The organism is Stenotrophomonas sp. YJH_SMC_127 (assembly GCF_059372445.1).
Genome location: NZ_JCAFVO010000009.1, coordinates 32,885 through 56,559, shown reverse-complemented (window position 1 = coordinate 56,559; position 23,675 = coordinate 32,885). Strand labels below are relative to the sequence as shown.

At 67.9% G+C, this 23,675-nt stretch carries 17 protein-coding genes and 1 tRNA gene; 10 read left to right on the top strand and 8 right to left on the bottom strand.

The genetic code is table 11. From position 1 onward, the window contains the following. The first annotated feature begins 54 nt into the window (after positions 1–54). The 3 genes from AC5QAB_RS17525 to AC5QAB_RS17515 all read left to right on the top strand — a co-directional run bounded on the left by AC5QAB_RS17525 (position 55) and on the right by AC5QAB_RS17515 (position 4,247). The gene (locus tag AC5QAB_RS17525) at positions 55–495 is read left to right on the top strand and encodes a hypothetical protein (protein ID WP_032960605.1); all 441 of its coding nucleotides are present in this window, start codon (positions 55–57) and stop codon (positions 493–495) included. A 160-nt stretch (positions 496–655) separates the two neighbouring features. After that, the gene (locus AC5QAB_RS17520) at positions 656–916 is read left to right on the top strand and encodes a YcgL domain-containing protein (RefSeq protein ID WP_032960603.1); all 261 of its coding nucleotides are present in this window, start codon (positions 656–658) and stop codon (positions 914–916) included. Continuing rightward, on the top strand, positions 909–4,247 hold the full coding sequence (locus AC5QAB_RS17515; RefSeq protein WP_032960601.1) for an ankyrin repeat domain-containing protein: 3,339 nt from the start codon (positions 909–911) through the stop codon (positions 4,245–4,247). The genes AC5QAB_RS17520 and AC5QAB_RS17515 overlap by 8 nt, the downstream gene beginning before the upstream one ends. 177 nt (positions 4,248–4,424) lie before the next feature. Here the strand turns inward: AC5QAB_RS17515 and AC5QAB_RS17510 are convergent, their stop codons facing one another. Continuing rightward, positions 4,425–6,212 (bottom strand): monovalent cation:proton antiporter-2 (CPA2) family protein, encoded by a 1,788-nt coding sequence (locus tag AC5QAB_RS17510; RefSeq protein ID WP_495233525.1) that lies wholly within the window; start codon positions 6,210–6,212, stop codon positions 4,425–4,427. A 346-nt stretch (positions 6,213–6,558) separates the two neighbouring features. On the opposite strand from AC5QAB_RS17510, the gene mgtE reads away from it, so the two are divergent. Together mgtE and AC5QAB_RS17500 are read left to right on the top strand one after the other, a co-directional pair. Beyond that, positions 6,559–7,929 (top strand): magnesium transporter, encoded by a 1,371-nt coding sequence (gene mgtE, locus AC5QAB_RS17505; RefSeq protein ID WP_495233524.1) that lies wholly within the window; start codon positions 6,559–6,561, stop codon positions 7,927–7,929. Positions 7,930–8,079: 150 nt separating this feature from the next. Then, positions 8,080–10,806, top strand: coding sequence for a bifunctional acetate--CoA ligase family protein/GNAT family N-acetyltransferase (locus tag AC5QAB_RS17500; RefSeq protein WP_495233523.1), 2,727 nt, complete (start codon positions 8,080–8,082; stop codon positions 10,804–10,806). Between the two features lie 82 nt (positions 10,807–10,888). On the opposite strand, the gene AC5QAB_RS17495 is transcribed toward AC5QAB_RS17500, so the two are convergent. Then, on the bottom strand, positions 10,889–11,269 hold the full coding sequence (locus AC5QAB_RS17495; RefSeq protein ID WP_049442059.1) for a YbjQ family protein: 381 nt from the start codon (positions 11,267–11,269) through the stop codon (positions 10,889–10,891). A 139-nt stretch (positions 11,270–11,408) separates the two neighbouring features. Between AC5QAB_RS17495 and AC5QAB_RS17490 the strand changes: the two genes are divergently transcribed. After that, entirely contained in the window at positions 11,409–12,116 is a 708-nt protein-coding gene (locus tag AC5QAB_RS17490; RefSeq protein ID WP_046433177.1) for an alpha/beta fold hydrolase, read from the top strand. Here AC5QAB_RS17490 and AC5QAB_RS17485 read toward each other — a convergent pair. Further along, entirely contained in the window at positions 12,073–12,852 is a 780-nt protein-coding gene (locus tag AC5QAB_RS17485; protein ID WP_197562023.1) for an ElyC/SanA/YdcF family protein, read from the bottom strand. The two genes, AC5QAB_RS17490 and AC5QAB_RS17485, sit on opposite strands and share 44 nt — an antisense overlap. Before the next feature lie 310 nt (positions 12,853–13,162). Here AC5QAB_RS17485 and AC5QAB_RS17480 point away from each other — a divergent pair, with 310 nt between their 5' ends. Continuing rightward, positions 13,163–13,567, top strand: coding sequence for a hypothetical protein (locus AC5QAB_RS17480; RefSeq protein WP_495233522.1), 405 nt, complete (start codon positions 13,163–13,165; stop codon positions 13,565–13,567). A gap of 1 nt (position 13,568) precedes the next feature. Then, a complete protein-coding gene (locus AC5QAB_RS17475; protein ID WP_049406828.1) occupies positions 13,569–15,302 on the top strand; it encodes an ATP-binding response regulator in 1,734 nt (577 codons plus the stop codon). Positions 15,303–15,411: 109 nt separating this feature from the next. Here AC5QAB_RS17475 and dkgB read toward each other — a convergent pair whose 3' ends face one another. After that, positions 15,412–16,221 (bottom strand): 2,5-didehydrogluconate reductase DkgB, encoded by an 810-nt coding sequence (dkgB, locus tag AC5QAB_RS17470; RefSeq protein WP_014648825.1) that lies wholly within the window; start codon positions 16,219–16,221, stop codon positions 15,412–15,414. A gap of 245 nt (positions 16,222–16,466) precedes the next feature. Continuing rightward, on the bottom strand, positions 16,467–18,587 hold the full coding sequence (locus AC5QAB_RS17465; protein WP_495233521.1) for a methyl-accepting chemotaxis protein: 2,121 nt from the start codon (positions 18,585–18,587) through the stop codon (positions 16,467–16,469). A gap of 183 nt (positions 18,588–18,770) precedes the next feature. On the opposite strand from AC5QAB_RS17465, the gene AC5QAB_RS17460 reads away from it, so the two are divergent. Both AC5QAB_RS17460 and AC5QAB_RS17455 read left to right on the top strand, forming a co-directional pair. Beyond that, a complete protein-coding gene (locus AC5QAB_RS17460) occupies positions 18,771–19,226 on the top strand; it encodes an Rrf2 family transcriptional regulator (protein WP_032961489.1) in 456 nt (151 codons plus the stop codon). Beyond that, positions 19,216–20,121 carry an NAD(P)/FAD-dependent oxidoreductase gene (locus tag AC5QAB_RS17455; protein WP_495233520.1) on the top strand — a complete coding sequence of 302 codons (906 nt, stop codon included), beginning with the start codon at positions 19,216–19,218 and terminating at the stop codon, positions 20,119–20,121. Before AC5QAB_RS17460 ends, AC5QAB_RS17455 begins: the two co-directional genes overlap by 11 nt. Before the next feature lie 95 nt (positions 20,122–20,216). On the opposite strand, the gene AC5QAB_RS17450 is transcribed toward AC5QAB_RS17455, so the two are convergent. The 3 genes from AC5QAB_RS17450 to AC5QAB_RS17440 all read right to left on the bottom strand — a co-directional run bounded on the left by AC5QAB_RS17450 (position 20,217) and on the right by AC5QAB_RS17440 (position 23,048). Next, positions 20,217–21,437 (bottom strand): RtcB family protein, encoded by a 1,221-nt coding sequence (locus AC5QAB_RS17450; protein WP_495233519.1) that lies wholly within the window; start codon positions 21,435–21,437, stop codon positions 20,217–20,219. 56 nt (positions 21,438–21,493) lie between these two features. Further along, complete coding sequence (locus AC5QAB_RS17445; protein WP_046433154.1) at positions 21,494–22,618, bottom strand: slipin family protein; 1,125 nt, start codon at positions 22,616–22,618, stop codon at positions 21,494–21,496. A 357-nt stretch (positions 22,619–22,975) separates the two neighbouring features. Continuing rightward, positions 22,976–23,048: transfer RNA gene (locus tag AC5QAB_RS17440), tRNA-Gln, on the bottom strand. Between the last annotated feature and the right edge of the window lie 627 nt (positions 23,049–23,675).

Here is a 23,675-nt window from a genome sequence, read left to right as displayed (position 1 = left end):
CCCCACCGCACTGTTTCCGCCATCCACCCGCACCCCTGACAAGGAGAAGTTTCGATGCGCCGCACTCTCATGATCGCCACTGCCACCGCGCTGCTGGCCCTGACCTCCACCGCCTCTGCCCGCGATACCCGCGTCGAGCAGTCCCTGCAGGAGCTGGTCAGCTCGCAGGCTGCCAAGGACGCCGGCATCGACGGCAGCGTGCGCTTCTACCTGGCCGGCCAGCCGGTCAGCGTGCAGCAGCGCCTGGGTGAAGACGTGACCAACAAGAAGACCAACGCCGCCAACAAGAGCGATGCCGAGGCCTGCCGCTGGGTCGCGCTGTCGGCGCTGCGCGCGCTGCAGGACGGCGCCAGGTCGCGCGGCGCCAACGCCGTGGTCGACATCGTCAGCTACTACAAGAAGAACGAGTTCAAGAGCAGCACCAATTACGAGTGCTACGCCGGCACCATCCTCGCCGGTGTCGCGCTGAAGGGCACCTACGCCAAGGTCAAGTAAGCGCCCGTGTGGCGGCGGCGTTGGCTGAACGTCGCCGCCACATTGCTGAACCTCGCAGGGGAAACGCCGCCGATCGCGCCGCCATCGTCGGCTGACGGCTTTCCCCGGTGTCGGCTTTCCGACACAATCATGGCTCTTCCCGGGTTATCGTCCCGCGGACATGCACGCCTACGTCTATAAAAGCCAACTCAAGCCGGACACCTACGTCTACGTTCCCCGACGCGATGATTTCAGCGCGCTGCCCGCGCCGCTGCTCACCTCGCTGGGGACGCTCGCCTTCGTCCTGGAGGTGGCCCTGGATGTCCAGCGCCGCCTGGCCCAGGCCGATCCTGAAAAGGTCCGCAGCGAAATGAGCGAACGCGGGTTCTACCTGCAGGTACCGCCGTCGGTGGCCAGCCTGATGCCGCGACACTATGACTGACACCTCCCGTCCGCGTGCCCTGTCGATCGCCTTCGCCGTGGGTGCCATGCTGGCGTTGGGCGCCGCGGTGGGCGGTGTGCCGGGTGCCATCCTTGCCGCACTGGCGCAGCCGGCGTTCGCGCTGGGCGTGTCGTGGTGGCGTCGCAGCCGTGCGCTGCTGCCGTTGAAGGTGGTCGCACGCCAGGACCTGCCCGCACTGCTGGCGCTGTGGGCTGCCGCGCCATTGCTGCTGGCGCTGCTGCTGGCCTGGCCGCTGGCGGCCCTGCGTGACAGCGGCAGCCTGGCGGCGGTGCTGGGCCTGAGCGTGCTGGTCAGTGCCGGCCTGCTGGCGGCCTGGCGCACCTGGCCGCTATGGAACGATGTCGAACGCCTGGATGGCAGCCTGGCCCAGCACTGGCAGGCGCTGGCCGGCCGCGACCTGACCGCCTGGCGTGGTCTTGGCGTGGCCGCGCTGGTGATCGCCTTGGCCGCACTGGTGGTGCTGCCGGCCTGGCCGGGCCTGTTGCCGGACGGCGCACGCTGGCCCGCCGCACTGGCGGTCGTGCTGCTGTCGCCGGCGCTGCACCTGCTGCTGCAGCGGGTCGCGCCCGCGCCGCTGGTGTCGCTGCGCCCCAGCCCGTTCGCCGCTGCCAGCAGCGAACAGGAACCGATGTTCCCTGCTGCGGCCGAAACCGCGCCGCTGGAGGCGATGGCGCCGCAGGAACTGACACCGGCCCTGTATGAGGCCGCGCGCCAGGGCCGCGTCGACCGCGGCCTGCAGCTGCTGCAGGCCGGTGCTGATCCGTATGCGCTGCCGGACCCGAACTGGCGTGACCAGCGCAGCCTGGCGGTGCTGGCGGCGGTGCTGCCGGACCTGCGCCTGCTGCGCGAGCTGATTGCCCGCGGCGTAGATGTGAACGCGCCGCACCGGGGCATGACCCCGCTGCTGGCCGCCACCCGTGACAGCTGGCATGGCCGCCCCGAAGCGGTGATGACCCTGCTCGCCAACGGTGCCGATTCGCGTGCCACCGACAGCGATGGCAACACCCCGCTGCACCATGCCGCACGCAGTTCCGACCCGGGCGTGGCCGCGCTGCTGCGCGATGCCGCCGCCGAAGTCGATGCGCTGAACCGTGAGGGCTGGTCGCCGCTGGCGGTGGCCTGCCAGGTCGGCAACTGGCGCCTGGCCCGCTTCCTGCTCGAGCGCGGTGCACGCAGCGAACCGGCCGATGGCACCCCGGTGCTGCTGGCCGCCGCCGCCACCGAGGACGACGATCCGGCCGGCGTGCAGCTGCTGCTCAAGCACAAGGCACGCGCCGACGCGCGTGATCGCCAGCGCCGCAGCGCGCTGCACGAGGCAGCGCTGGCCGGCCACGTGGAGATCATCGGCGTGCTGCTGGGCGCCGGCGCCAACCTGGAAGCGCGCGATGCACTGGGCCGCACGCCGTGGCTGGAAGCCGCCCGTGCCGGCCGTGCCGCCGTGGTCGAGCACCTGCTGCCGCACAAGCCGGACCTGGTCGCGGTGGACGGCGAAGGCCGCAATGCGGTGCAGCTGGCAGTGATGGCCGAGGATGTCTCGCCGCTGCTGATCAAGCGCCTGGTGGAACTGGGCATCGCCGCCGACGCCACCGACCCGGTTGGCCGCCGCGCGGTGGACTATGCGGCCGAAGCGGGCCGCTGGGCGATCGTGGCCCTGCTGGACCCGTCCTATCCGCTGCCGGCAGCCGTCAGTGATGGCCTGGCCGAGCGCGGTGAAGCGGCCAGCGCCAGCGGCCTGTTGCCGGACCGTCCGCCGCTGACCCTGCTGCGCGAAGCGCTGGGCTTCGGCAACACCGATGGCATGGCCGCGCTGGCCAGACTGTGCCAGCCGGAAGAACTGGGCGGCCTGCTGCTCGATCCGGAGCTGGCCCTGGAGCCGCGCGCGGTCGATTGGCTGCTGGCCCACGGTGCCGATCCCTATGTGCGCGACGCCTGCGCCGATACGCCGATGTTCGCGCTGCTGTCGCGCGGCATCGACGCGGTGCCGGCGCTGCAGGTCATGCTGCAGCGCGGCCTGTCGCCGGCCGGGCGCGGTGGGCTGGCACGCTTCCTGGCCGCCTGCGCACAGCACGACCAGGCCGCCCGCGGCCTGGAACAGCTGGCGCTGGAACTGCTGGAGCGTGGCGCCGATCCGTTCGCCGCTTCGCCGGCCGGTGACCCACCGCTGTCGCTGGCGGTACGCCTGGGCTGGCTGCGCCTGCAGCAGGCCCTGCTCAAGGCCGGTGTCGATCGCGAGGCGCGCGACAGCCATGGCATGACCGCACTGCACCTGGCCACCGCACTGGCCCGCGAAGGCGCGCTGAAGCTGCTGGTGCAGCACGGTGCCTCGCCGGAAGCACGTGCCGCCGACGGTCAGACGCCACTGGGCGTGGCGCTGTCGATCGGTCGCCGTGACCTGGCCGACTGGCTGGACTGGCGGGTGTGGCCGCTGCCACGCCGTACCCTGCGCGAGGCCGATCTGCCGGCCGCTGCGATGGCAGGTGATGTGGACGCCGTGCGCCGCCTGATCGATCTGGGATTTGCCGTCGACGCGGTCGACGCACAGGGCTGCACCGCGCTGCTGCGTGCGGCCGGTGGTGGCCACCTGGCCGTGACCGACCTGCTGCTGGCGCGCGGTGCCGATCCGCAGCACGCCGCTGCAAGCGGTGCGACGCCGCTGTCGGCGGCGGTCAGCATGCGCCAGGTCGACATCGTTTCGGCCCTGCTCGATGCCGGCGCCAAGCTGGAACATCGCCTGCCGGGCGGGGTGACCGTGCTGATGCTGGCCTCGGCGCTGGGCCTGCCGGACATCGTCGCGCGCCTGCTCACTGCCGGTGCCGACGTGCATGCCGGTGACGCGCAGCAGCTGGGCCCGCTGCACTGTGCCGCGCTGTACGGTTTCAGTGCCCGCGACCGCTCGCGCCTGCTGGCCCTGCTCGACACCCTGCTGTTGGCGGGCGCCGAGCCGGACCAGGCCGCCGCCGGTTCGGTCACGCCGCTGCTGCTGCTGCTGGGCGCACGCGCCGAGCCGGGAACCGCCTGCGACGAGCAGGTGGTGATGGCGGCGGTGGAGCGCCTGCTGGATGAGGACGTCAGCCTGGACGTGCGCGATCCGCGCGGCTTCGGCCCGCTGCATCTGGCCGCCCTGCATGGACTGCCGCTGCTGGTGCAGCGCCTGTTGCGCGCCGGTGCCGATCCGGAAGTGCGCGACAGCCTCAACCGCAGCCCGCGCGAGATCGCGGTGATGCGCGGCTTCATCGACGTCGCTGGAGAGTTCGAACCGCGCGTGCCGGGCGTTTCGTCGATGGCGCGGTTCCTGCGCGACAACGGTTGACAGGCCGGGGTCGGATCCCTTTCCAACGGAAAGGGCTCTGACCCCAACACCGCGCTGCCGGAATCTGCAGTGGGTAGTGCCGGCCGCTGGCCGGCAACCTGCTGAGACCTCCGGGATACCGAGGCTGCCGGCCAGCGGCCGGCACTACCGGGTCCGCCATCGATCGGGTGGGCGCCGTCAGCGCTCCTTGTCGCCGTCGCTTTCCGCGTCGGCCTCGAACAGATGCATCAGGTCGTTGCGTGCGTCGCGCGAGGTCTGGATCACCGCTGCCTCGTCGTCGTACACCAGATACTGGTCGCGCAGCAGCTGCTCATCGTGCTCGCGGAAGCGCTGCACATGGCGTTCGGCCACGTCCGGCGCCACGCCCAGCGCGGTCAGCACGCGTCCGCTCATCTCGAGGCTGGTGCCGAACACTTCGCGGAACGGCTCGGCCGACATGTCCATCAGGCGCCACGCATGCTGGCGGTTGCGTGCACGCGCCAGCACCGTCGCGTCCGGGTACAGCCGGCGCACCATGCGTACCGCGCGCAGGTTGGTCTCCGGGTCATCCACGGTGATCACGAACACATCGATGTGCTCGCCCCCCGCCGCACGCAGCATCTCCGGCCGGGTCGGATCGCCGTAGTACAGCTGGTTGCCGAAGCGGCGCAGGTCGGCAACAGTGTCCGGGTTCGCCTCCAGCGCCACGAACGGCACCTTCTGCGCGGTCAGCAGGCGCGCGATCACCTGGCCGAAGCGGCCCATGCCGGCGATCAGCACCTTGGGCCGGTTGTCCGGCGCCACCTTGTCGGCCTCGGCCGCCGCGCGTGGTGCGGCTTTTTCCTGGCCGAGCAGCTTGAGCAGCGCGATCATCAGCAGCGGCGTGATCGCCATCGACAGGCCGACGATCGCCACCAGCCGGTCGTGGTTGGCGTTGCCCAGCAGGTGCGCGCGCTGTGCCTCGTTGAATACCACGAAGGCAAACTCGCCGCCCAGCCACAGCACGCTGCCCAGCAGCAGCGATTGCCGCGAGCTGAGCCGGGCGACACGTCCAACCGCGTAGAGCAGGCTGAACTTGACCACCAGCAGGATGCCGACACCCGCGGCGATCAGCCACGGCTCGGCGGCGATGCGGTCCAGGTCGATGCCCATGCCCACTGCGATGAAAAACAGGCCCAGCAGCAGCCCCTTGAACGGTTCGATCTGCGCTTCCAGCTCATGCCGGAACTCCGAATCGGACAGCAGCACGCCGGCCAGGAACGCGCCGAGGCTGGGGCTGAGGCCGGCTTCCTGCATGAACCAGGCGGTGCCCAGCACCACCAGCAGGGCGGTGGCAGTGAATACTTCCGGGCTGCGGGTGCGCGCAATGATGCTGAACACCTTGCGCAGCACCGGTCGTCCGCACAGGATCACCACCGCCAGCGCACCCAGCGCCACGGCCGCATCTTCCCAGCGCAGGGTCTCGTTCTTCACTCCGCCCAGCAGCGGGATGGCCGCCAGCAGCGGGATCGCGATCAGGTCCTGGAACAGCAGGATGGCGAACCCGAGCCGGCCATGGTCGCTGTTGATCGCCTTGTGCTCGGACAGCAGCTGCAGGCCGACCGCGGTGGATGACAGCGCCAGCGCCACGCCGACCACCAGCGCGCTCTTCCACTGGAAGTGATCGAGCAGCAGCAGGCCGCCCAGCACCAGCCCGGACAACGCCACCTGCGCCGCGCCGGCGCCGAACACCGAGCGCCGCATCACCTTCAGGCGTGCCGGTGACAGCTCCAGGCCGATCACGAACAGCAGCATCACCACACCGATCTCGGCGGCACCGAGGATGCGGTCGGCGTCCTGCACGAAGCCCAGCCCGTCCGGGCCCAGCACCACGCCGGCCGCCAGGTGGCCCAGTACCGCGCCGAAGCCGAACTTCTTGAACACCGGCACGGCGATGACCGCCGCCAGCAGCAGTACCAGGGCCAGTTCCAGACCACCGCTATGCATGGGAATACCTGGTCATCGGGGGAGCCCGCTGTGCGTCCGTTCGGATGGGGGAGGGCGTGGCGAGCGCCACCACGACATTATGCGCGCCGGCCTGTGTATGCACGAGAACAACCGGCCGGGCGGCCACCCAGCGCGGGGCGCCCAGGTTGACCTGCATGGCCCACGGGTCCAGACTGCCCGCCGCTGGCGGCGCGTCCGTTGGCATACGCATCCCGGAGTCCCCAACCCATGTCCAGCGACAGTAGAAGTCGACCTCGTTCGACGCCAGCGATGGCCACCGCCTGACACCGGGACGGTTTGCCTGCGTTGGCGTTGCGCGAGGTCGCATCCCCACAAGGCAAAACCGATGAACCAGAAGCAATTGCTGCGCCCGGTGGCCGATGCCGCCGCACTGGCCGCACCGCTGGCGAACTACAACACCGCCGACGCGGTGGAATTCCTCAACACGCTGGACCTGACCCGCGCCGCGGAAACGCTGGCTGCGCTGCCGTTGCCGCGTGCAGTGAAGATGCTCGAAGCGCCAGAGCTGCACCGCAGCGGTGAGCTGGTGGCCGCGCTGCCACCCGCGCGGGCTGCGGCGCTGCTGGGCCTGATGGCCGACGACCGCGCCACCGACATCGTCCACGAGCTGGATGAGGAAGAGCGCGCGCGGTTGATCCCGCTGCTGGGCACCGACGCCCGCCAGGTCATCCAGAAGCTGCTCAGCTACCCGCCGAACACCGCCGGCGCACTGATGACCACCGAGTACGTGGCGGTGCCCGCCAGCTGGACCGTGGCGCAGACCCTGCAGCACATCCGCCAGGTCGAGCGCACCCGCGAGACGGTGTACGCGATCTACGTGCTGGAGCCGGCCAGCCAGCAGCTGCAGCAGGTGGTGACCATGCGCCGGCTGATCACCGGCCTGCCCGAGGAATCGATCCTGGACGTGGCCCAGGTCAATCCGCCGGTAACCGTGGATGCGCTGATGGACCAGGAAGAGGTGGCACGGCTGATCCGCCGCCACGACCTGCTGGCGATTCCGGTGGTCGACGCGCAGCAGCAGATGCTCGGCATCGTCACCGTGGACGACGTGCTCGATGCGCTGATCGAGGAATCCACCGAGGACGCGCACAAGTTCGGCGGCATGGAAGCGCTGGACAAGCCGTACATGCAGATCGGCTTCTTCGAGATGCTGCGCAAGCGCGCCGGCTGGCTGAGCGTGCTGTTCCTGGGCGAGATGCTGACGGCCAGCGCGATGCAGCACTACGAGGACGAACTGGCGCGCGCAGTGGTGCTGACCCTGTTCATCCCATTGATCATGAGTTCGGGTGGCAATTCCGGCTCGCAGGCCACCTCGCTGCTGATCCGCAGCCTGGCGCTGCGCGAACTGCGCCTGCGCGACTGGTGGAAGGTGGCCCTGCGCGAAGTGCCGACCGGCATGGTGCTGGGCGCCATCCTCGGCTGCCTGGCCATCGTGCGCATCGTGATCTGGCAGCTGGGCGGCCTGCACGACTACGGCGAGCACTGGATCCTGCTGGCGATCACCATCGGCACCGCGCTGGTGGGCATCGTCACCTTCGGTTCGCTGTCCGGCTCGATGCTGCCCTTCATCCTGAAGCGGCTCGGCTTCGACCCGGCCAGCGCCTCGGCCCCGTTCGTGGCCACCCTGGTGGATGTGACCGGCCTGGTGATCTACTTCAGCATCGCCGCGATGATCCTGCACGGCACGCTGCTGTAACAAAACGTGCACGCCGGGGTCGGATCCCTTCGCGCAGCGAAGGGCTCTGACCCCGGATATCCGCAGCAGGGGATCAGAGCCCTTTCCTGCGAAAAGGGGTCCGACCCCGCCTCCGACCCCATCGCCACGGAATTTGGGTACCGTAGGCGCATGAGTACCTACCACCTGCAGTCCGTGTTCCGTCCGCAGTCGGTCGCGGTGATCGGCGGCAGCCCGCGCGAGCGTTCGGCCGGGCGCGCGGTGATGCGCAACCTGCGTGGCACCGGCTTCCCCGGCAAGGTGGCGTGGATCAATCCGCGGCATGCCGAGATCGATGGCATCCGCACGGTCAAGCGGCTGAAGGACCTGGACTGGGTGCCCGACCTGGTGGTGATCACCGCACCAGCGGCGATCGTGCCGCAGGTGGTGCGCACTGCCGCCGAACGTGGCGTGCAGGCGGCGATCATCCTCACCGCGCACCTGGGCGAAGGCCCCGGTTCGTTGTCTGCACAGGTAGAGGCGGTGGCGCGCAAGCATGGCCTGCGCATCCTCGGGCCGCATTGCCTGGGCGTGATCGCGCCGCACGCGCGGCTCAATGCCAGCATCGCCGCACATTTTCCGCAGGCGGGCGACCTCGCGCTGATCTCCGAATCCTCGGCCATTGCCGCCGCGCTGGTGGAATGGGGCGTGGCGCGCTCGGTCGGGTTCTCCGCCGTGGTCTCGCTGGGCGATACGATGGACGTCGACTTCGGCGACCTGCTCGACTACTTCGCCACCGACTACCGTACCCGCGCCATCCTGCTCTACGTCGAGCAGATCAAGGACGCGCGCAAGTTCATGTCGGCCGCGCGTGCCGCCGCCCGCGCCAAGCCGGTGGTGGTGGTGAAGTCCGGCCGCGCCGAGCGCGTGCAGCCGGGCAGCCGCGATACCCATGTGCAGGCCCTGGCCCGCGCCGATGATGTGTACGGTGCGGCCTTCAACCGCGCCGGGCTGCTGCGCGTCGGTGCGCTGGACGAGCTGTTCACCGCCGCCGAATCACTGGGGCGGCTGGGCACCTTCCCTGGCCGCCGCCTGGCCATTCTCAGCAATGGTGGCGGCGTCGGCCGCCTTGCCGTGGACCAGCTGATCGCGCTGCGTGGCACGCTGGCCACCCTGTCCGACAGCACGGTGCAGAAGCTCGATGCGGTATTGCCACAGGGCTGGTCGCGCAGCAATCCGGTCGACATCGTGGTCGACGCCGATGGTGACCGCTATGCCGCGGCCATCGAAGCGCTGCTGGCCGACAACGAGAATGACGCGGTGATGGTGGTCAACGTGCCGACCGCGTTCACCTCATCGGCGGACGCCGCGCAGGCACTCACCCGCACGCTCGGCCTGCGCCCACGCCACCACCGCGACAAGCCGGTGTTCGCGGTGTGGCTGGGCAACGACGACCAGGCCACCGCCACGCTCAACGCGGCGCGGGTGCCGACCTATCCGACCGAGGCCGAAGCCGTACGTGGCTTCCAGCATCTGGTGCGCTACCGCGAAGCGCAGAACGCGTTGATGGAAACGCCGCCCAGCCTGCCGCAGGACTTCAGCGTCGACACGGCCGCCGCGCGCGCACTGGTCGATGCCGCGCTGGCCAACGGCCAGCAGTGGCTGGACCCGCTGGCTACGCATGAACTGCTCAAGGCCTACGGCATTCCCTCCGCGCCGGTGATGCATGCGCGTGATGCGCACGAGGCGATGGACCTGGCGCAGCCGCTGCTGGAACGCGGTGCCACGGTCGCGCTGAAGATTCTCTCGCCGGATATTCCGCACAAGTCGGAAGTGGATGGTGTGCGCCTGAACCTGTCCACGCTGCCGGCGGTGCAGAGCGCGGCCAACACGATCCTGTCGCGCGCACGCCAGCTGCGGCCGGATGCGCGTGTCGATGGCCTGCTGGTGCAGCCGACCATCGTGCGTCCGAAGGCGCGCGAGTTGATTGTCGGCATCGCCGATGACGCGACGTTCGGCCCGGTGATCGTGGTCGGTCGCGGCGGCACTGCCGTCGAAGTGATCAACGACAAGGCACTGGCGCTGCCGCCGCTGGACCTGCGCCTGGCCCACGAGCTGATTGGCCAGACCCGCGCCTCGCGCATCCTCAAGGCCTACGGTGACGTGCCGGCGGCTGACGAGCGCGCACTGGCGCTGGCGCTGGTGAAGCTGGCACAACTGGCCGCCGACATTCCCGAAGTGCGTACGCTGGACATCAACCCGTTGCTGGTCGACGGCAAGGGCATCCTCGCCCTCGACGCCCGCGTGGCGGTGGCGCCGTCGCGCATCCTGCACAAGGGCCGCGGCCATCCACGTTTCTCGGTGTTCCCGTACCCGAAGGAGTGGGAGCGCACCATCGAACTGTCCGATGGCGGCCGTGCCTTCGTGCGCCCGGTGCGGCCGGAGGACGACGCGCTGTTCCGTGCGTTCTTCGCCCGCGTCAGCGACGAGGACCTGCGCCTGCGCTTCTTCCAGTCGGTGAAGCACTTCAGCCACGAGTTCATCGCGCGCCTGACCCAGCTCGACTACGCGCGCTCGATTGCGCTGGTGGCGATCGAACCGCGCAGCGGCGAGATGCTGGGCGCGGTGCGCCTGCATGCCGATGCGGATTACCACCGTGGCGAGTACGGCATCCTGATCCGCTCGGACCTGAAGGGCCACGGCATCGGCTGGCGGCTGATGGCGATCATGATCGAGTACGCCAAGTGGCTGGGCCTGGACGTGGTCGAAGGCCAGGTGCTGCGCGAGAACAGCACCATGCTGGCGATGTGCCAGAGCCTGGGCTTCAAGACGAAGCTGGACCCGGACGACCCGACGGTGATGATGGTGACCCTGCCGGTGCAGCAGGTCGAGGTGCCCGACGTCCCGCCGGTGGCCTGATTCCTGTAGAGCCGAGCCTACGCTCGGCTGCCTTGCATCACACGGGCACGCCTGAGCCGGGCATGGGCTCGGCTCTACAGCTTCAACGCATCGGCTCCACCACCACCGCCGTGCCATAGCACAGCACTTCGGTCAGCCCGGTCATCACATCGGTGGCGTCGTAGCGCATGCCGATGATCGCGTTGGCACCCAGCTGCCGCGCATGCTTGACCATGTCGCGGTAGGTTTCCTCGCGGGCCTGTTCGCACAGTTCGGTATAGATGGTGATGTTGCCACCGAAGATCGTCTGGATACCGCCGAGGAAGTTGCCGACGATCGAGCGCGAGCGCACGGTGATGCCGCGCACCACACCGAGGTTGCGCACGACGCGGTGCCCAGGCAGCTCGAAGGCGGTGGTGACCAGCGCATCATCGAAGCGGAGCGCGGGTGGGGTGGGGGTGCCGCTGTTGTAGGGGTCTGCCATGGTCGCGTCCGTATCGCTGCCTTCTGTAGAGTCGAGCCATGCTCGACGGGCTGTGCAGTAGTCGAGCATGGCGCGACTCTACAACGCAACCGCCTGTTGCGGCATGGTTCCGTCACCGTGCTGGCGCGACAATACCCCCATGACCGACCGTATTCCCCTGCTGCTGCTGCCCGGCCTGCTCAACGATGCCGAGCTGTGGCGCGCGCAGCTGGCCGACCTGGCCGACATCGCCGACTGCACAGTAGGCGACCAGACCCGTGGCGAGACCCTGCAGGCGGTGGCCGAGGACGTGCTCGCACAGGCACCGGAGCGCTTTGCGCTGGCTGGTTTCTCATTGGGCGGCTTCGTCGCCCAGCAGATCCTGCGCATTGCGCCGGAGCGCGTGCTGCAGCTGGCGCTGATCGATACCTCGATCCACGCCGATTCACCGGAACGTGCCGAGCAGCGCCGCAGCCAACGTGCCAGCGTGCGCCTGCCGGGGAAGTTCCACGGCTTCGGCGATGTGCTGATGCGCAGCTACATCGATGCGTCGCGGCTGGATGACTACGTGCTGGTGCAGCGCGTGCGCGACATGACCGCCCGCCTGGGCGCGGACGTGTTCCTGCGCCAGAGCGCGCTGGAACGCCGCGATGGCCATGATGTGCTGGCCGGCTACCGCGATCCGCTGCTGATCGTGTGCGGCGCGAACGATCGCATCACGCCGCTGGCGGTGAGCGAGGAAATGCACGCGATGGTGCCGCACTCGCAGCTGGTGGTGGTGCCTGACTGCGGGCACCTGGCACCGATGGAGAAGCCGGACGAGGTCAGTGCGGCGATGCGTGGGTGGTTGCTGCAGGCGCGACACTGACCGGCTCGATGGGGGCGTCGTTCCAGCCCATCCGGTTGTAGAGGTGGTAGCGCAGAATGCCGATACGCTCATGCAAACTCACTTCGACCAGCAATAGATTGAATGTGGAGGGCAGCCACCCCGGGGTGGCACGGAGGAGGTCGCTGGGCAGGCCCTCGGCCACGACGCCGAAGTGTCGGAAGTAGATCAGGCTCCGCGTGAGATGCAGGCCCGAGGTCACCAGCACCACCCGCGGGCTGTTGCGCCCGATGATCGCACTGCTGTTTCGGGCGTTCTGCCAGGTGTTCCTGCTGGCACGCTCGCGGACAATCCTCTCGGTGGGCACGCCCAGCGCAATCAGTTCGCGTGCGTAGACATCGGCCTCAGCGACATCGCCCTTGGCAGTGACGCCTCCGCTGGCAAGCACCGTACAGACCTCCCGCGTGCGATCGCATTCGTGGTAACGCTGTGCTGCCCTCATCAGGCGGCTGTAACCGGCCAGCCCGGGCCTGGAGCCCTGGGCATCGTGGTCGATGCCGGCACCCAGCACCACGATCACAGTGCGCGGATGAAGTGCACCGTGATCAGTGACAGAAGGGGTGCCCTGCGCGCGATCCAGCAACCATTGCGTGACCGGGGCGCTGGCACTGGCTGCCATGGCCAGCGGAAGCGTCGCCAGAAACGCAGCACTGTGCAGACGGCGTTTCCAGACCAGCACGCTGCATGAAAGCAGCAGGAGAAGTGTCAGTGTCAGCATGGTGGTCCATGAGGAAAGTTTGAAAGAATTCCGATGGCGTAGCGCATTCGTTGCCTACATGCTGGATGCCATGGATCTGAAGCGACTGTCACTCCCGGCCCGATGTGCTGCCATCGTAGGCGGAATCATGCTCGCGGTGGCTGCAGGGCATCTGCTGGGTGGCTGCTTTCCGCAGTTCTTCGTACAGATCCATCAGCGGATGCAATAGCTCGCGGGTCCTGCATGCTGACGCCTGAGGTCTCCAGTCAGGCGTAACAGGACGCTGGAATACATCCGTTCAGGTGTTGAATGCGACAGATGGAGGAAGGCGATGCAAAGCTTGAAGTCCCGGTTTGGGCTGAACGCAGGTCCACACGCCATGGACCGGCCTGAGCTTGGGGAACGCTCGATGCTAGGTCTCATTGCGGCAACGTCGCCCCACCAGCTGCCTTCATTCACCGCAGCGTTGGACGCGGCGATATCGCAGTGGATGAGCAAGGCGAAGGACGAATCCTTCGGTGGCTTGGAGCAGGAGCTGGCGCGTCTGCATGCCTTGAAGAGCGTGACCTCGGCGTTGGGCAGCGCCGAGGTAACGCTGGCCTGCGACGCATTGAGTGACTGTCTCCGCTCGGGTACAGAAGCGTACGCTGTGCGGCGGCGGGCATGCGCGTTGGCACTGTCCGCGCAGCGTCTTCTGCATCGTGCGACGACGCATTTCCGGATGGAAGGAGGCTGACGTGCACCAGCCCTGTGTGTGCTCGCAGGCTTCCGCACCGGCAGCATTGCTGCAGGCAGCCCGTGCGCTGGAGATGCACCGCCTGGCCTGGCTTCTGTCGTGCCTTCAGGAGCCACGCGCCAGCGGGTTCCGGGTCCTGCTGCAGGTACTGGTGGTGCTGTGGTGCTGGCAGTGGGTGGATGGCCCGCAGCCGGTTCTGGCCAATGAGGCGGCCCGCGTGCTGCCGGTGGCCGTTGCCCTGCTCGCGGTATCCGGGACATGGGCACTTGTTGCAAGGCTCTGCATGGAGCGCTGCCACCGCTGGTGCGATGGGGTAGGCCTTCTGCTCAGCCTGGCAATGGTTGCGATCCAGGTGGACGCGGCGTTCATCCTGCTGATGACGCTCAATGCAGCCCTGCCTTTCCTCGTGATCTCCGCGACCGCGGTGTATGGCCGCAGGGCAATTGCTCCCGCGATTGCATCGACTGCGCTGGCATTGCTGTGGGCCGCGCCTGAAGGCTACTGGGTCTCTCGGCCCGCCTACCTCGCCTACGCGCTGGCATTGACGATCCTGTTGCCGCTGGTAGCGGCGTTGCTGGTAGCCGCGATGCGTGACATAGCGCTGCGTGCCATTGCTTCGCGTGAGGCGCAGGGCCGATTCGTCAGTACGATGAGCCACGAGCTGCGGACGCCGCTGAACGCCATCATCAGTGGGATCCAGCTGCTGGAAGTGGGGACGGCAAGTACGGCCCAACGGCATGCACTGGCGACGGTCGCAACGCAGGCGCAGGCGCTCAGGCACCGCATCGATGATGTACTGGACGCAGCCAGCATCGATGGTGGCCGGCTGCAGTTGCGGCTTCATCCTTGTTCGCTGCGGTCGATCATTGAAAGCGTGCAGGCGACCTGCATGCCGGCTGCCGCCGACAAGGGCGTACTTCTGCAGCTGGATGGGAGTGAGCCCGATGTCTGGATGCTGGCAGACGGCGGCCGTATCGAACAGGTGGTGACCAATCTTGTCTGCAATGCCATCAAGTTCACCCCGATGGCGGGCGAGGTGTCGGTATCCATCGTTGCGGTCCGATCGGGTGACGACTGGCAGGTTCAGATCGAGGTCTGCGATTCCGGCACGGGGATCGAAGCCGCGGACCTGGAGATGATCTTCTCGCCGTTCGTACAGCTCAGCCAAGGTGAGGCACGCTGCGAGCAGGGTGTCGGGCTGGGGCTGTACATCGTGCGGCTGATTTCCGATGCCATGGGTGGGACGATCAGCGTGAGCCGCAATGAAGCAGGCGGTGCCTCATTCGCGTGGCGCTTCACGGTGGCCTCAACCACGGAGGTGGACCCTCTTCCTTCCCTTGAAGAACTTCTTCAGTCACACGCAGCGTCGGTGCGACCGCTGCACTGCCTGCTGTTCGAGGACGTGGAAACCAACCGTGACGTGGTAGAGCGCCTGCTGCAGAGCGCCGGTCATCGCCTCAGCTCCCGCCACGATGGTCACGACGCGCGCGCAGTAATCGCGGCAGTCGAGCCTGATGTGGTGCTGCTGGATCTGCACATGCCCGGCTGCAGCGGATGGGAGGTGCTGGAGTCGCTAGCCAGGGACCCCGGCGCGCCACCGGTTCTTGTAATGAGCGCGGATACGCGGGTACAGGTGATTGAAAGAGCCCGCGCGCTGGGAGCTGCCGGTTTTCTATGCAAGCCACTGGACATCCACGACGTGCTGGATATGTTGCGCGGTGTTGCCGAGCGCTGACCGTCCGGCAGGTGCCGACCTTGGTCGGCACGGTGTTTCATCGATCGATCAGACGTCTGCGCCGACCAAGGTCGGCGTCTACCAGAGCAGTCGCGCGCCGTCGTTGGAATCAATCCCAGGCCGGGGCGATGCCTTCCGGGTTGGCCAGGCGATGGCCGCGGTCGAGCTTGGCGATCTGTGCCATGTCTTCGTCGGTCAGGCGGATCGCTGCTGCTTCCAGGTTGCTCGCCAGGTTCTCGCGCTTGGTCGAGGACGGAATGACCGAGAAACCCTGCTGCAGCGCCCAGGCCAGCGCGACCTGCGCCGGCGTGGCCTGGTGGCGTCCGGCAATGGCCTGGATCACCGGGTCCTTGATCACCTCGCCGTAGGCCAGGCTCATGTAGGCGGTGATGTGGATGCCGTTGTCCTGCAGGAACTTCACCAGCAGGCGATTCTGCAGGTAGGGGTGGATTTCGATCTGGTTGGTGGCAATGGCACCGGCGCCGAGGATGCCGATCGCCTTGCGGGTCTGCGCGATGGTGAAGTTGGAGATGCCGATCTCGCGGGTCAGGCCCTGCGCCTTGGCTTCAGCCAGTGCGGCCAGGTACTCCTCCATCGGCACGTCGACCTTGTCGTTCGGCGATGGCCAGTGGATCAGCGCCAGGTCGACGTACTCGGTTCGCAGCTTTTCCAGGCTGGTGCGCAGGCTGGCCAGCAGCGCATCGCGCTTGAACGCGGTGATCCAGACCTTGGTGGTCAGGTAGATGTCGTCGCGCGGCACGCCGGAATCGGCGATGGCCTGGCCGACCTCGGCTTCGTTGCCGTAGATCTGCGCGGTATCGATGGCGCGGTAGCCGACCGCCAGCGCGTTGCGCACGGAGTCGATCACGGTCTGGTCTTTCAGGCGGAAGGTACCGAGACCGAAGGCGGGGACAGTCATGGGGGCTCCAGCAGAGGGGGAGGGAGGCGGGAATATCCACGAAAGGGTAGGCCAGCGGCCGTGTGCATGCCGGCAACGGTGCATTGCATCGACGTGTACGACGGCAGGTGGTGGTGGGTGCGGACCGTTGGTCCGCACTGTTCATGCCGCCACCCATGCAGCGTTGGACGCTGCCGGTCAGCGGCCGGCACTCCCCCTGTCTGCGCTCGACGGTAGTGCCGGCCGCTGGCCGGCAACCGGATCAATCAAGCCGCGCGTGCCAGCCCGCCCTTCGCCGCCGCCGTGGTCGACAGGTCGAACACATCCACCGCATCGATCAGGCGGTTGGCCTGCTGCTCCAGGCTGCGCGCGGCGGCGCTGGCTTCTTCCACCAGCGCGGCGTTCTGCTGGGTCGTGCCGTCCATCTGGATCACGGTCTGGCTGACCTGTTCGATGCCCGCGCTCTGCTCCTGCGAGGCCGCGGAGATCTCGGCCATGATGTCGGTCACGCGCTGCACCGATGCAACGATCTCGGCCATGGTGTCGCCTGCCTCGCGCACGCGCTGTGCGCCATGGCCAACCTGTTCCACCGAGGCTTCGATCAGTGACTTGATCTCCTTCGCGGCTGCCGCCGAGCGCTGCGCCAGCGTACGCACTTCGCTGGCGACCACCGCGAAGCCGCGGCCCTGTTCGCCGGCGCGTGCCGCTTCCACCGCAGCATTCAGCGCCAGGATGTTGGTCTGGAACGCGATGCCATCGATGACGCTGATGATCTCGGCGATCTGCCGCGACGAGGTCTCGATCGCGCCCATCGTCGCCACCACCTGGCCGACCACGCTGCCACCGTGCGAGGCGACCGTATGGGCGCCGATCGCCAGCTGGTTGGCCTGGCGCGCATGTTCGGCGTTCTGGCGCACGGTGGAGGTCAGCTCCTCCATCGATGCCGCCGTCTCCTCCAGGTTGGCCGCCTGCTGCTCGGTGCGGCGCGACAGGTCATTGTTGCCGGCGGCGATCTCCGCGGCGGCGGTGTGGATGTTGCCGGAGGCGTGCTTGATGTCGGTGACGATGGTCGCCAGCTGCGTGGCGGTGGTGTTGGCATCGCCCGCGATACGGGCGAACACCCCCTGGAAATCACCGTGCATGCGCGCACCGAGGCGGCCATCGGCGATCGCGCGCAGCATGCTGGAGACCTCGCCCAGGTTCAGCTCCGTCGTCTGCATCAGGCGGTTCAGGCCTTCGACCATTGCACGGAAATCATGCTCGAAGCGGGCACTGTCGCCGCGCTGGCTGAAGTCACCGGCGGCCGCCGCCTCGGCCAGGCGGCGGATCTCGCCATTGATCAGGCCGAGGTTGTGCTTGGCCATGTCCAGTGCTTCGGTGATCACGGCCTTCTCGCCGGGCAGGCGTTCCATGTCCTGGCTGAGGTCGCCGACCGCGTAGCGGCCCATGATCGAGATCGCGCGCATCTTCACCCGGATGTGCGCATCGACCAGTGCGTTGCAGTCGGCCACCATGGTGCCGAACGCGCCGGGGAAGGCAGCGGCGTCCATGCGATGGCTGATGGTGCCGGCTTCGTGCGCCTGCGCCATCGCGGCCTGTGCATCCAGCACGCTGCGCAGCGTGGATTGCACCGCCTGCATGGCCTGCGCGAGGCGACCGATCTCGTCGCGGCTGCGCACCTGTACTGCGTGCTGCAGGTCACCGGCGGCCACCGCGCGCGCCGCTGCTTCCACTGCCAGCACCGGCTGCACCACCGCACGCCGCAGCCACCAGGCCAGACCGATCAGCAGCAGCACGGCGGCCAGCACGGTCAGCACCGCGCACAGCAGCAGGGTCTGCCGGGCCTGCTGCGAACGGGACGCCACCGCCGCTTCAGCCACCTGCGTGGCGTGCGTGCTCAGCGCATCCAGTGCCATCGCCACCGGGCGATCCTTGCCGCGCACCAGGTTGTCGCCGGCCGCGGGATCGTAGCCGGCCGCGGCAAATGCCTGCAGCGCTGCGTGATAGTCCTGCTGCAGTCGCGCGTGCAGGCCAACGAACGCCTGCGCCAGCTCACGCGTGCGCGGGTCCGGGCTGGTGGCCAGACCCTTGGCCAGCTGCCCGACCAGGCGGCCTTCGCTGTCGAAGCCATCCAGGTGGCGTTGGCGCAGCGCATCGTCGTGCCCGCGCAGCAGCACGTTCTTCCATTCCTGCACCTGGCCACGGAACTCACGCTGCAGGCGTTCGGCATCGCGGCTGTGCGCGACTTCGGGCGGGACCTCGGTGGACAACTTCAACCAGGCGGAGGCCAGGCCTGCCAGCGCGCACAGCAGGACCACGGCCAAGCCAACAGAAACCGCGCCGAGCAGCTTGGACTGCAGGCGCGGAGCACGGACAGACGCATTCATCGGGAAGCACTCTCGGGAAGGGGCAATGCGGTATCGACCCGCTACGCTTCCGCTGAAGTGCGACGAACATCACATTAGCGTTTCGTTTATTGATGTGAAGGAAGTGTTTCATAGGACAAATGTGTCCATATGGAACAAATACGGACCCTGGACAGGGGATATAAATGTAACTACTGTAGTTACATGAAATCCGCGAACCCGCTCTCTGACGCCCTGCACGTGATGGCGCATCTGGTCGGCCAGGATGGCCCGCGCACCTCCGGGCAGCTGGCGTCCTGCCTGCCGACCCATCCGGTGGTGATCCGCCGTCTGCTGGCGCAACTGCACAAGGCCGGCCTGGTGCGCAGCACCCGCGGTCATGGCGGCGGCAGCCAGCTGGCCCGCGACGCTGCAACGATCACCCTGCATGACATCTATCTGGCCGTGGGCGCACCACCGCTGGTGCAGGTCGGCGCCCGCGACGCCGGCGGCGGCTGCCCGATCCAGCAGCTGGTCAACAGCGCGCTGCTGGAGGGGGCACGCGAGGCACAGCGGTTGCTGGAGGCGCGCCTGCAGGCGACCACGCTGGACCAGCTCGGCGCCGACTTCGCACGCCATCTCGCCCATCACCGTTCCCTGGAAGGTCACCATGAATCCTGATGTGCTCATCGTCGGCGGCAGCTACGCCGGCATTGCCGCCGGCCTGATCGTGGCCCGTGCCCGGCGGCCGGTCACCGTCATCGATGCCGGTTCACCACGCAACCGCTTCGCCAGCCATTCGCACGGGGTGCCAGGGCTGGATGGCATCAGTGGTGCCGAGCTGCTGAAGACCGCGCGTCAGCAGCTGCTGGACTACCCCACGGTGCGCTGGGTGCATGCCGAGGCCGTGCAGGCCAACACCAGCGCAGAGGGCGTGGAAGTACGTACCGCCGATGGCCAGGTGCTGGCCGCGCGCAAGCTGCTGCTGGCCAGCGGTATCGCCGACCAGCTGCCGGAACTGCCCGGGCTGGCCGAGCGCTGGGGCAGCACCGTGCTGCACTGCCCCTACTGCCATGGTTACGAAGTGGGTGGCGGCGCCATCGGCCTGCTTGGCGGCCATCCGATGTCCGCCGCCAAGGCGCCGCTGTTTGCCGACTGGGGCAATGTCACCTTCTTCGGCATGGGACGGGACATCACCGATGAGGAACGCGCCGCCATGCAGCAGCGCGGCGTGCAGATCGAGACCTCGCCGGTGCTGGGCGTGCAGGGCGACCAGCCGACCTGGCTCGAAGTGGAGCTCGCCGATGGCCGCCGCATCGCCCAGCGTGCGCTGTTCGTACCGGCCACCCAGGCGATGGCCACGCCATTGGTGCAGCAGCTTGGCTGCGCCTTGGTCGAGAGCCCGCTGGGGGTGCTGATCGAGGTCGACATGATGAAGCAGACCTCGGTGCCCAACGTGTACGCCGCAGGCGATGCGACGACGGTCGGCAACATCACCCTGGCCATGGCCGAAGGCGTGCGCGCGGGCATCGGCGTGCATCATGCGCTGGTGGCCGAAGACAGCGTGCCGCGCTGAATGTGCCGGGGTCAGATCCCTTTCGCAGAAAGCGATCTGACCCCCGACGCGACGTGCTGCTCTGGTAGAGGCCGGCCTTGGCCGGCACCGCTCCGTTACCCCTTCACGCACAGCACCTGGCGCAGGGTGTGCACCACCTCGACCAGGTCCAGCTGCGCTGCCATCACATCGTCGATCGACTTGTACGCGGCCGGTGACTCGTCCAGCACGCCGCTGTCCTTGCGGCATTCCACGTGCGCGGTGGCCTCGCGGTGCTGGGCCAGCGTGATCTGCTGGCGCGCCGTGCCACGGCTCATCACCCGGCCGGCACCGTGGCTGCAGCTGTGGAAGCTGTCGGCGTTGCCCTTGCCGCGCACGATGTAGCTGCGCGTGCCCATGCTGCCGGGAATGATGCCCAGCTCGCCTTCGCGCGCACTCACCGCCCCCTTCCGGGTCACCAGCAGTTCCTGGCCGTGGTGCGTCTCCTTCTGCACGTAGTTGTGGTGGCAGTTCACCGCCATCGCTGCCAGCTGGAACTTCGGCAAGCGGTGGCGCATCTCGGCCAGCACGCGCGACATCATCGCCTCGCGGTTCTGCCGGGCGTAGTCCTGCGCCCACGACACGGCTTCGACGTAGTCATCGAACAGCGGCTCGCCTTCCATGAAGAACGCCAGGTCCTTATCCGGCAGGTGGAAGCCGAGCACGCGCCGGGCCAGTTCCTCGCGCGCCTTCTCGATGAAGTAGGTGCCGATCAGGTTGCCGGTGCCGCGCGATCCGCTGTGCAGCATCACCCACACCGTGTCCGTCTCGTCCAGGCACAGTTCGATGAAGTGGTTGCCACCACCCAGCGTACCCAGCTGGCGGTCGAGCTTGTCGGTGCGGATTCTGCGGTGCCTGTCCTTGATCTTCTCCAGGCCGGCGGCCAGCCCGGACTGCACCAGCCGGGTGTGGATGCTGTCGGGCATGCGGTGATGCTCGCCGCCGCGCCCGTTGCCCACCGGAATGCTGCGCTCGATGCTGTTGCGCAGCTGCCGCAGGTCATCGGGCAGGTCATCGGCGCGCAGCGTGGTACGCACCGCCGCCATGCCGCAGCCGATGTCGACGCCGACCGCGGCCGGGATGATCGCCCCGCGGGTCGGGATCACCGAGCCGACGGTCGCGCCCTTGCCCAGGTGCACGTCCGGCATCACGGCCACCCACGGCCCGACGAACGGGATCGCAGCGATGTTGCGCAGCTGCTCATGCGCCTGCGCTTCCAGCGGCACACCGTTGACCCAGCCCTTGATCGGCGTGGTGCCTTCGGCATGCAGCCATTGATAGTTCTGTTGAGTGTCCATGTCTTCCTGAATGTCCTTGATGGGCCGGCGGCGCGTCCCTGCGCCGCCGCTACCCCCTACCTGATCGTCACCAGCTGCTTCAGCACGCCATCCAGGCCGCCGAACACGGTGAGCGTGTCGATCTTCTCGGTGACCTTCTCCAGTGCCTCCAGCTCCTTCAAGCGCATCAGCACCGGGTTGTCCTCGATCAGCTTTGCGGTGTTGAGCTGCGAACGCGTGGCGTTGGCCTCCTCGCGTCGACGGATCACGCTGGCCTGGGCCTGCTTCTCGGCCAGCACCACGCCATTGAGGATCTCCTTCATCTCGCCCGGCAGGATCACGTCCTTGATGCCCACACCGAGCAGCCGCACGCCGTGGCCCTCGATCGCGGCCTGCACATGGGCGGCGATCTCGCCGTCCAGCGCCGCCTTGTCGCCCAGCAGCTCGTCCAGGCTGCGCGCGGCAATCGCCTGGCGCAGGCCGAACTGCAGCTGCCGGTAGACGAACTCATCGGCATTGCTGAGCGTGCGGTGTGCACGCACCGGGTCGATCACCTGCACGGTCGCGGCCAGGTTCACCCGCAGGGTCACCTTGTCGCGGCTGAGCAGCTCCTGGCCGGACACGTCCAGCGAACGTGCACGCAGTTCCACGCGCTCCACCGACACGTTGCCGTTGAAGTTCCAGAACGCGTGCAGGCCGGCGTCCAGCGTCTGCCGCAGCGTGCCATCGATGAACAGCAGGCCGACCGACTCGCTTGGCACGGTGCTGATCACCGCCACACGCGGCAGCACGCCCAGCTGGCCCAGGCGTTGCTGCACGTCCGCCGGGATGCGCGGCTCGTCACCCAGCGCCATCACGCGTACCTGGGTGTCGACCGAACCCCGCCAGTACAGACGGCGGCTGCCCGGCGGCAGCACTTCATCGATGCGGCCGTTGCGCAGCAACAGGCCGACTTCGGTGGCGCTGACATTGGCCATCACGAAGTGCGTGTCCAGCGTCGCGCCCAGTGCCTCGATCAGGCTGTCCTGGTCGCTGCCGGTATAGGCCGCGCCCTTCGATGCGGTGTGGATGTCCACGTGCGGGCGGCCGCCGAACGGCGACAGGCGGTGCACGCCCGGCAGCAGGATCTGCTGGAAACGACGGTTGCGATACACCAGGCCGCGCTCGCCGTCGCCGATCACGACCTTGATGGTCCAGAACATGGGAGTCTCTCCTTGTATGGCTCTGGTGGTTCGACCCGTTGCGGATGAATCGCCATGACCCGGGTCGATCCGGTCGTGGCGAGGCTGCCTGCACATCACGTGCAGGCAGCGGAAGAGGGCGGCCATCGGCGGACGGTCCGCGCGCGGAGCCTTCGATGCGCCGGCAGTGCTGCCATCGTCGTTCCCGGCAGGCAGCACCGGTGCGGAACGTGGCTGGCAGTGGCGGCGGGCCGGGGCCCGGCGTGAGGTCCGTTGCCTTCCACGTTCCTGCCCGAAGGCGATGTCGGTGGACGGCGACGATGGCCGCTGGGGCTTGCGCCCCGGGTGTTGCTTCAAGTCATGACGTGACAGGTCATGTGGTTTGGAGTGGGAGTCGAACCCACGACAGACGGAATCAGGATCCGTTGCTCTACCCTACTGAGCTATCCAGTTGGGGACCGCGCGGAATCGAACCGCGTACCGGCGAACCGGCGCCTGCCTCCAGCAGGCGATCCAGGCGATGGCATGTCCGCGACCTCCGGCATACGCCACGGCAACGCCGCGCGCACCAGCCCGTGGTTGAAACGGGACCGTTGGAGAATCGAGGGTGCAGGCCACCGACATTATCGACGAGCGATAATGTTTTGATGCGATGCAGATAATGTCCGGGCGCAGCCGATCGCGCGAAGTAAATCCTTCGGCGGGGCGGGAGAAACCTGGGTCAGTGAGCGGCGGGTTGCCGCGCGGGGTGCAGTTCTGGCATCGCGGGTCCTTGTGCCGACGCAAACGAAAACGCCCCCGGGACTTGCGTTCCGAGGGCGTCGTCAGGCCTCGGAGATCGGGGTGGCCGATCTCCGCAGGGCGGGTATCAGGCCGTTGTCAGCTGGTCTTCCTTGCCGAACGCGCGCGCCGGCCCGTCCATGCGCAGGCATGGCAGCAGTTTGGCGATGGCGACGGAATGCGCGTTCAAGGGAAGTTTCCAGTGGTTGTTGAAACGAGGTGCGCACGATAAACCACGATTTAGTCGTGCGCAACCATTTTGTTCAATTATTTTCTGCGGTATGTGTGCAATGCCGGC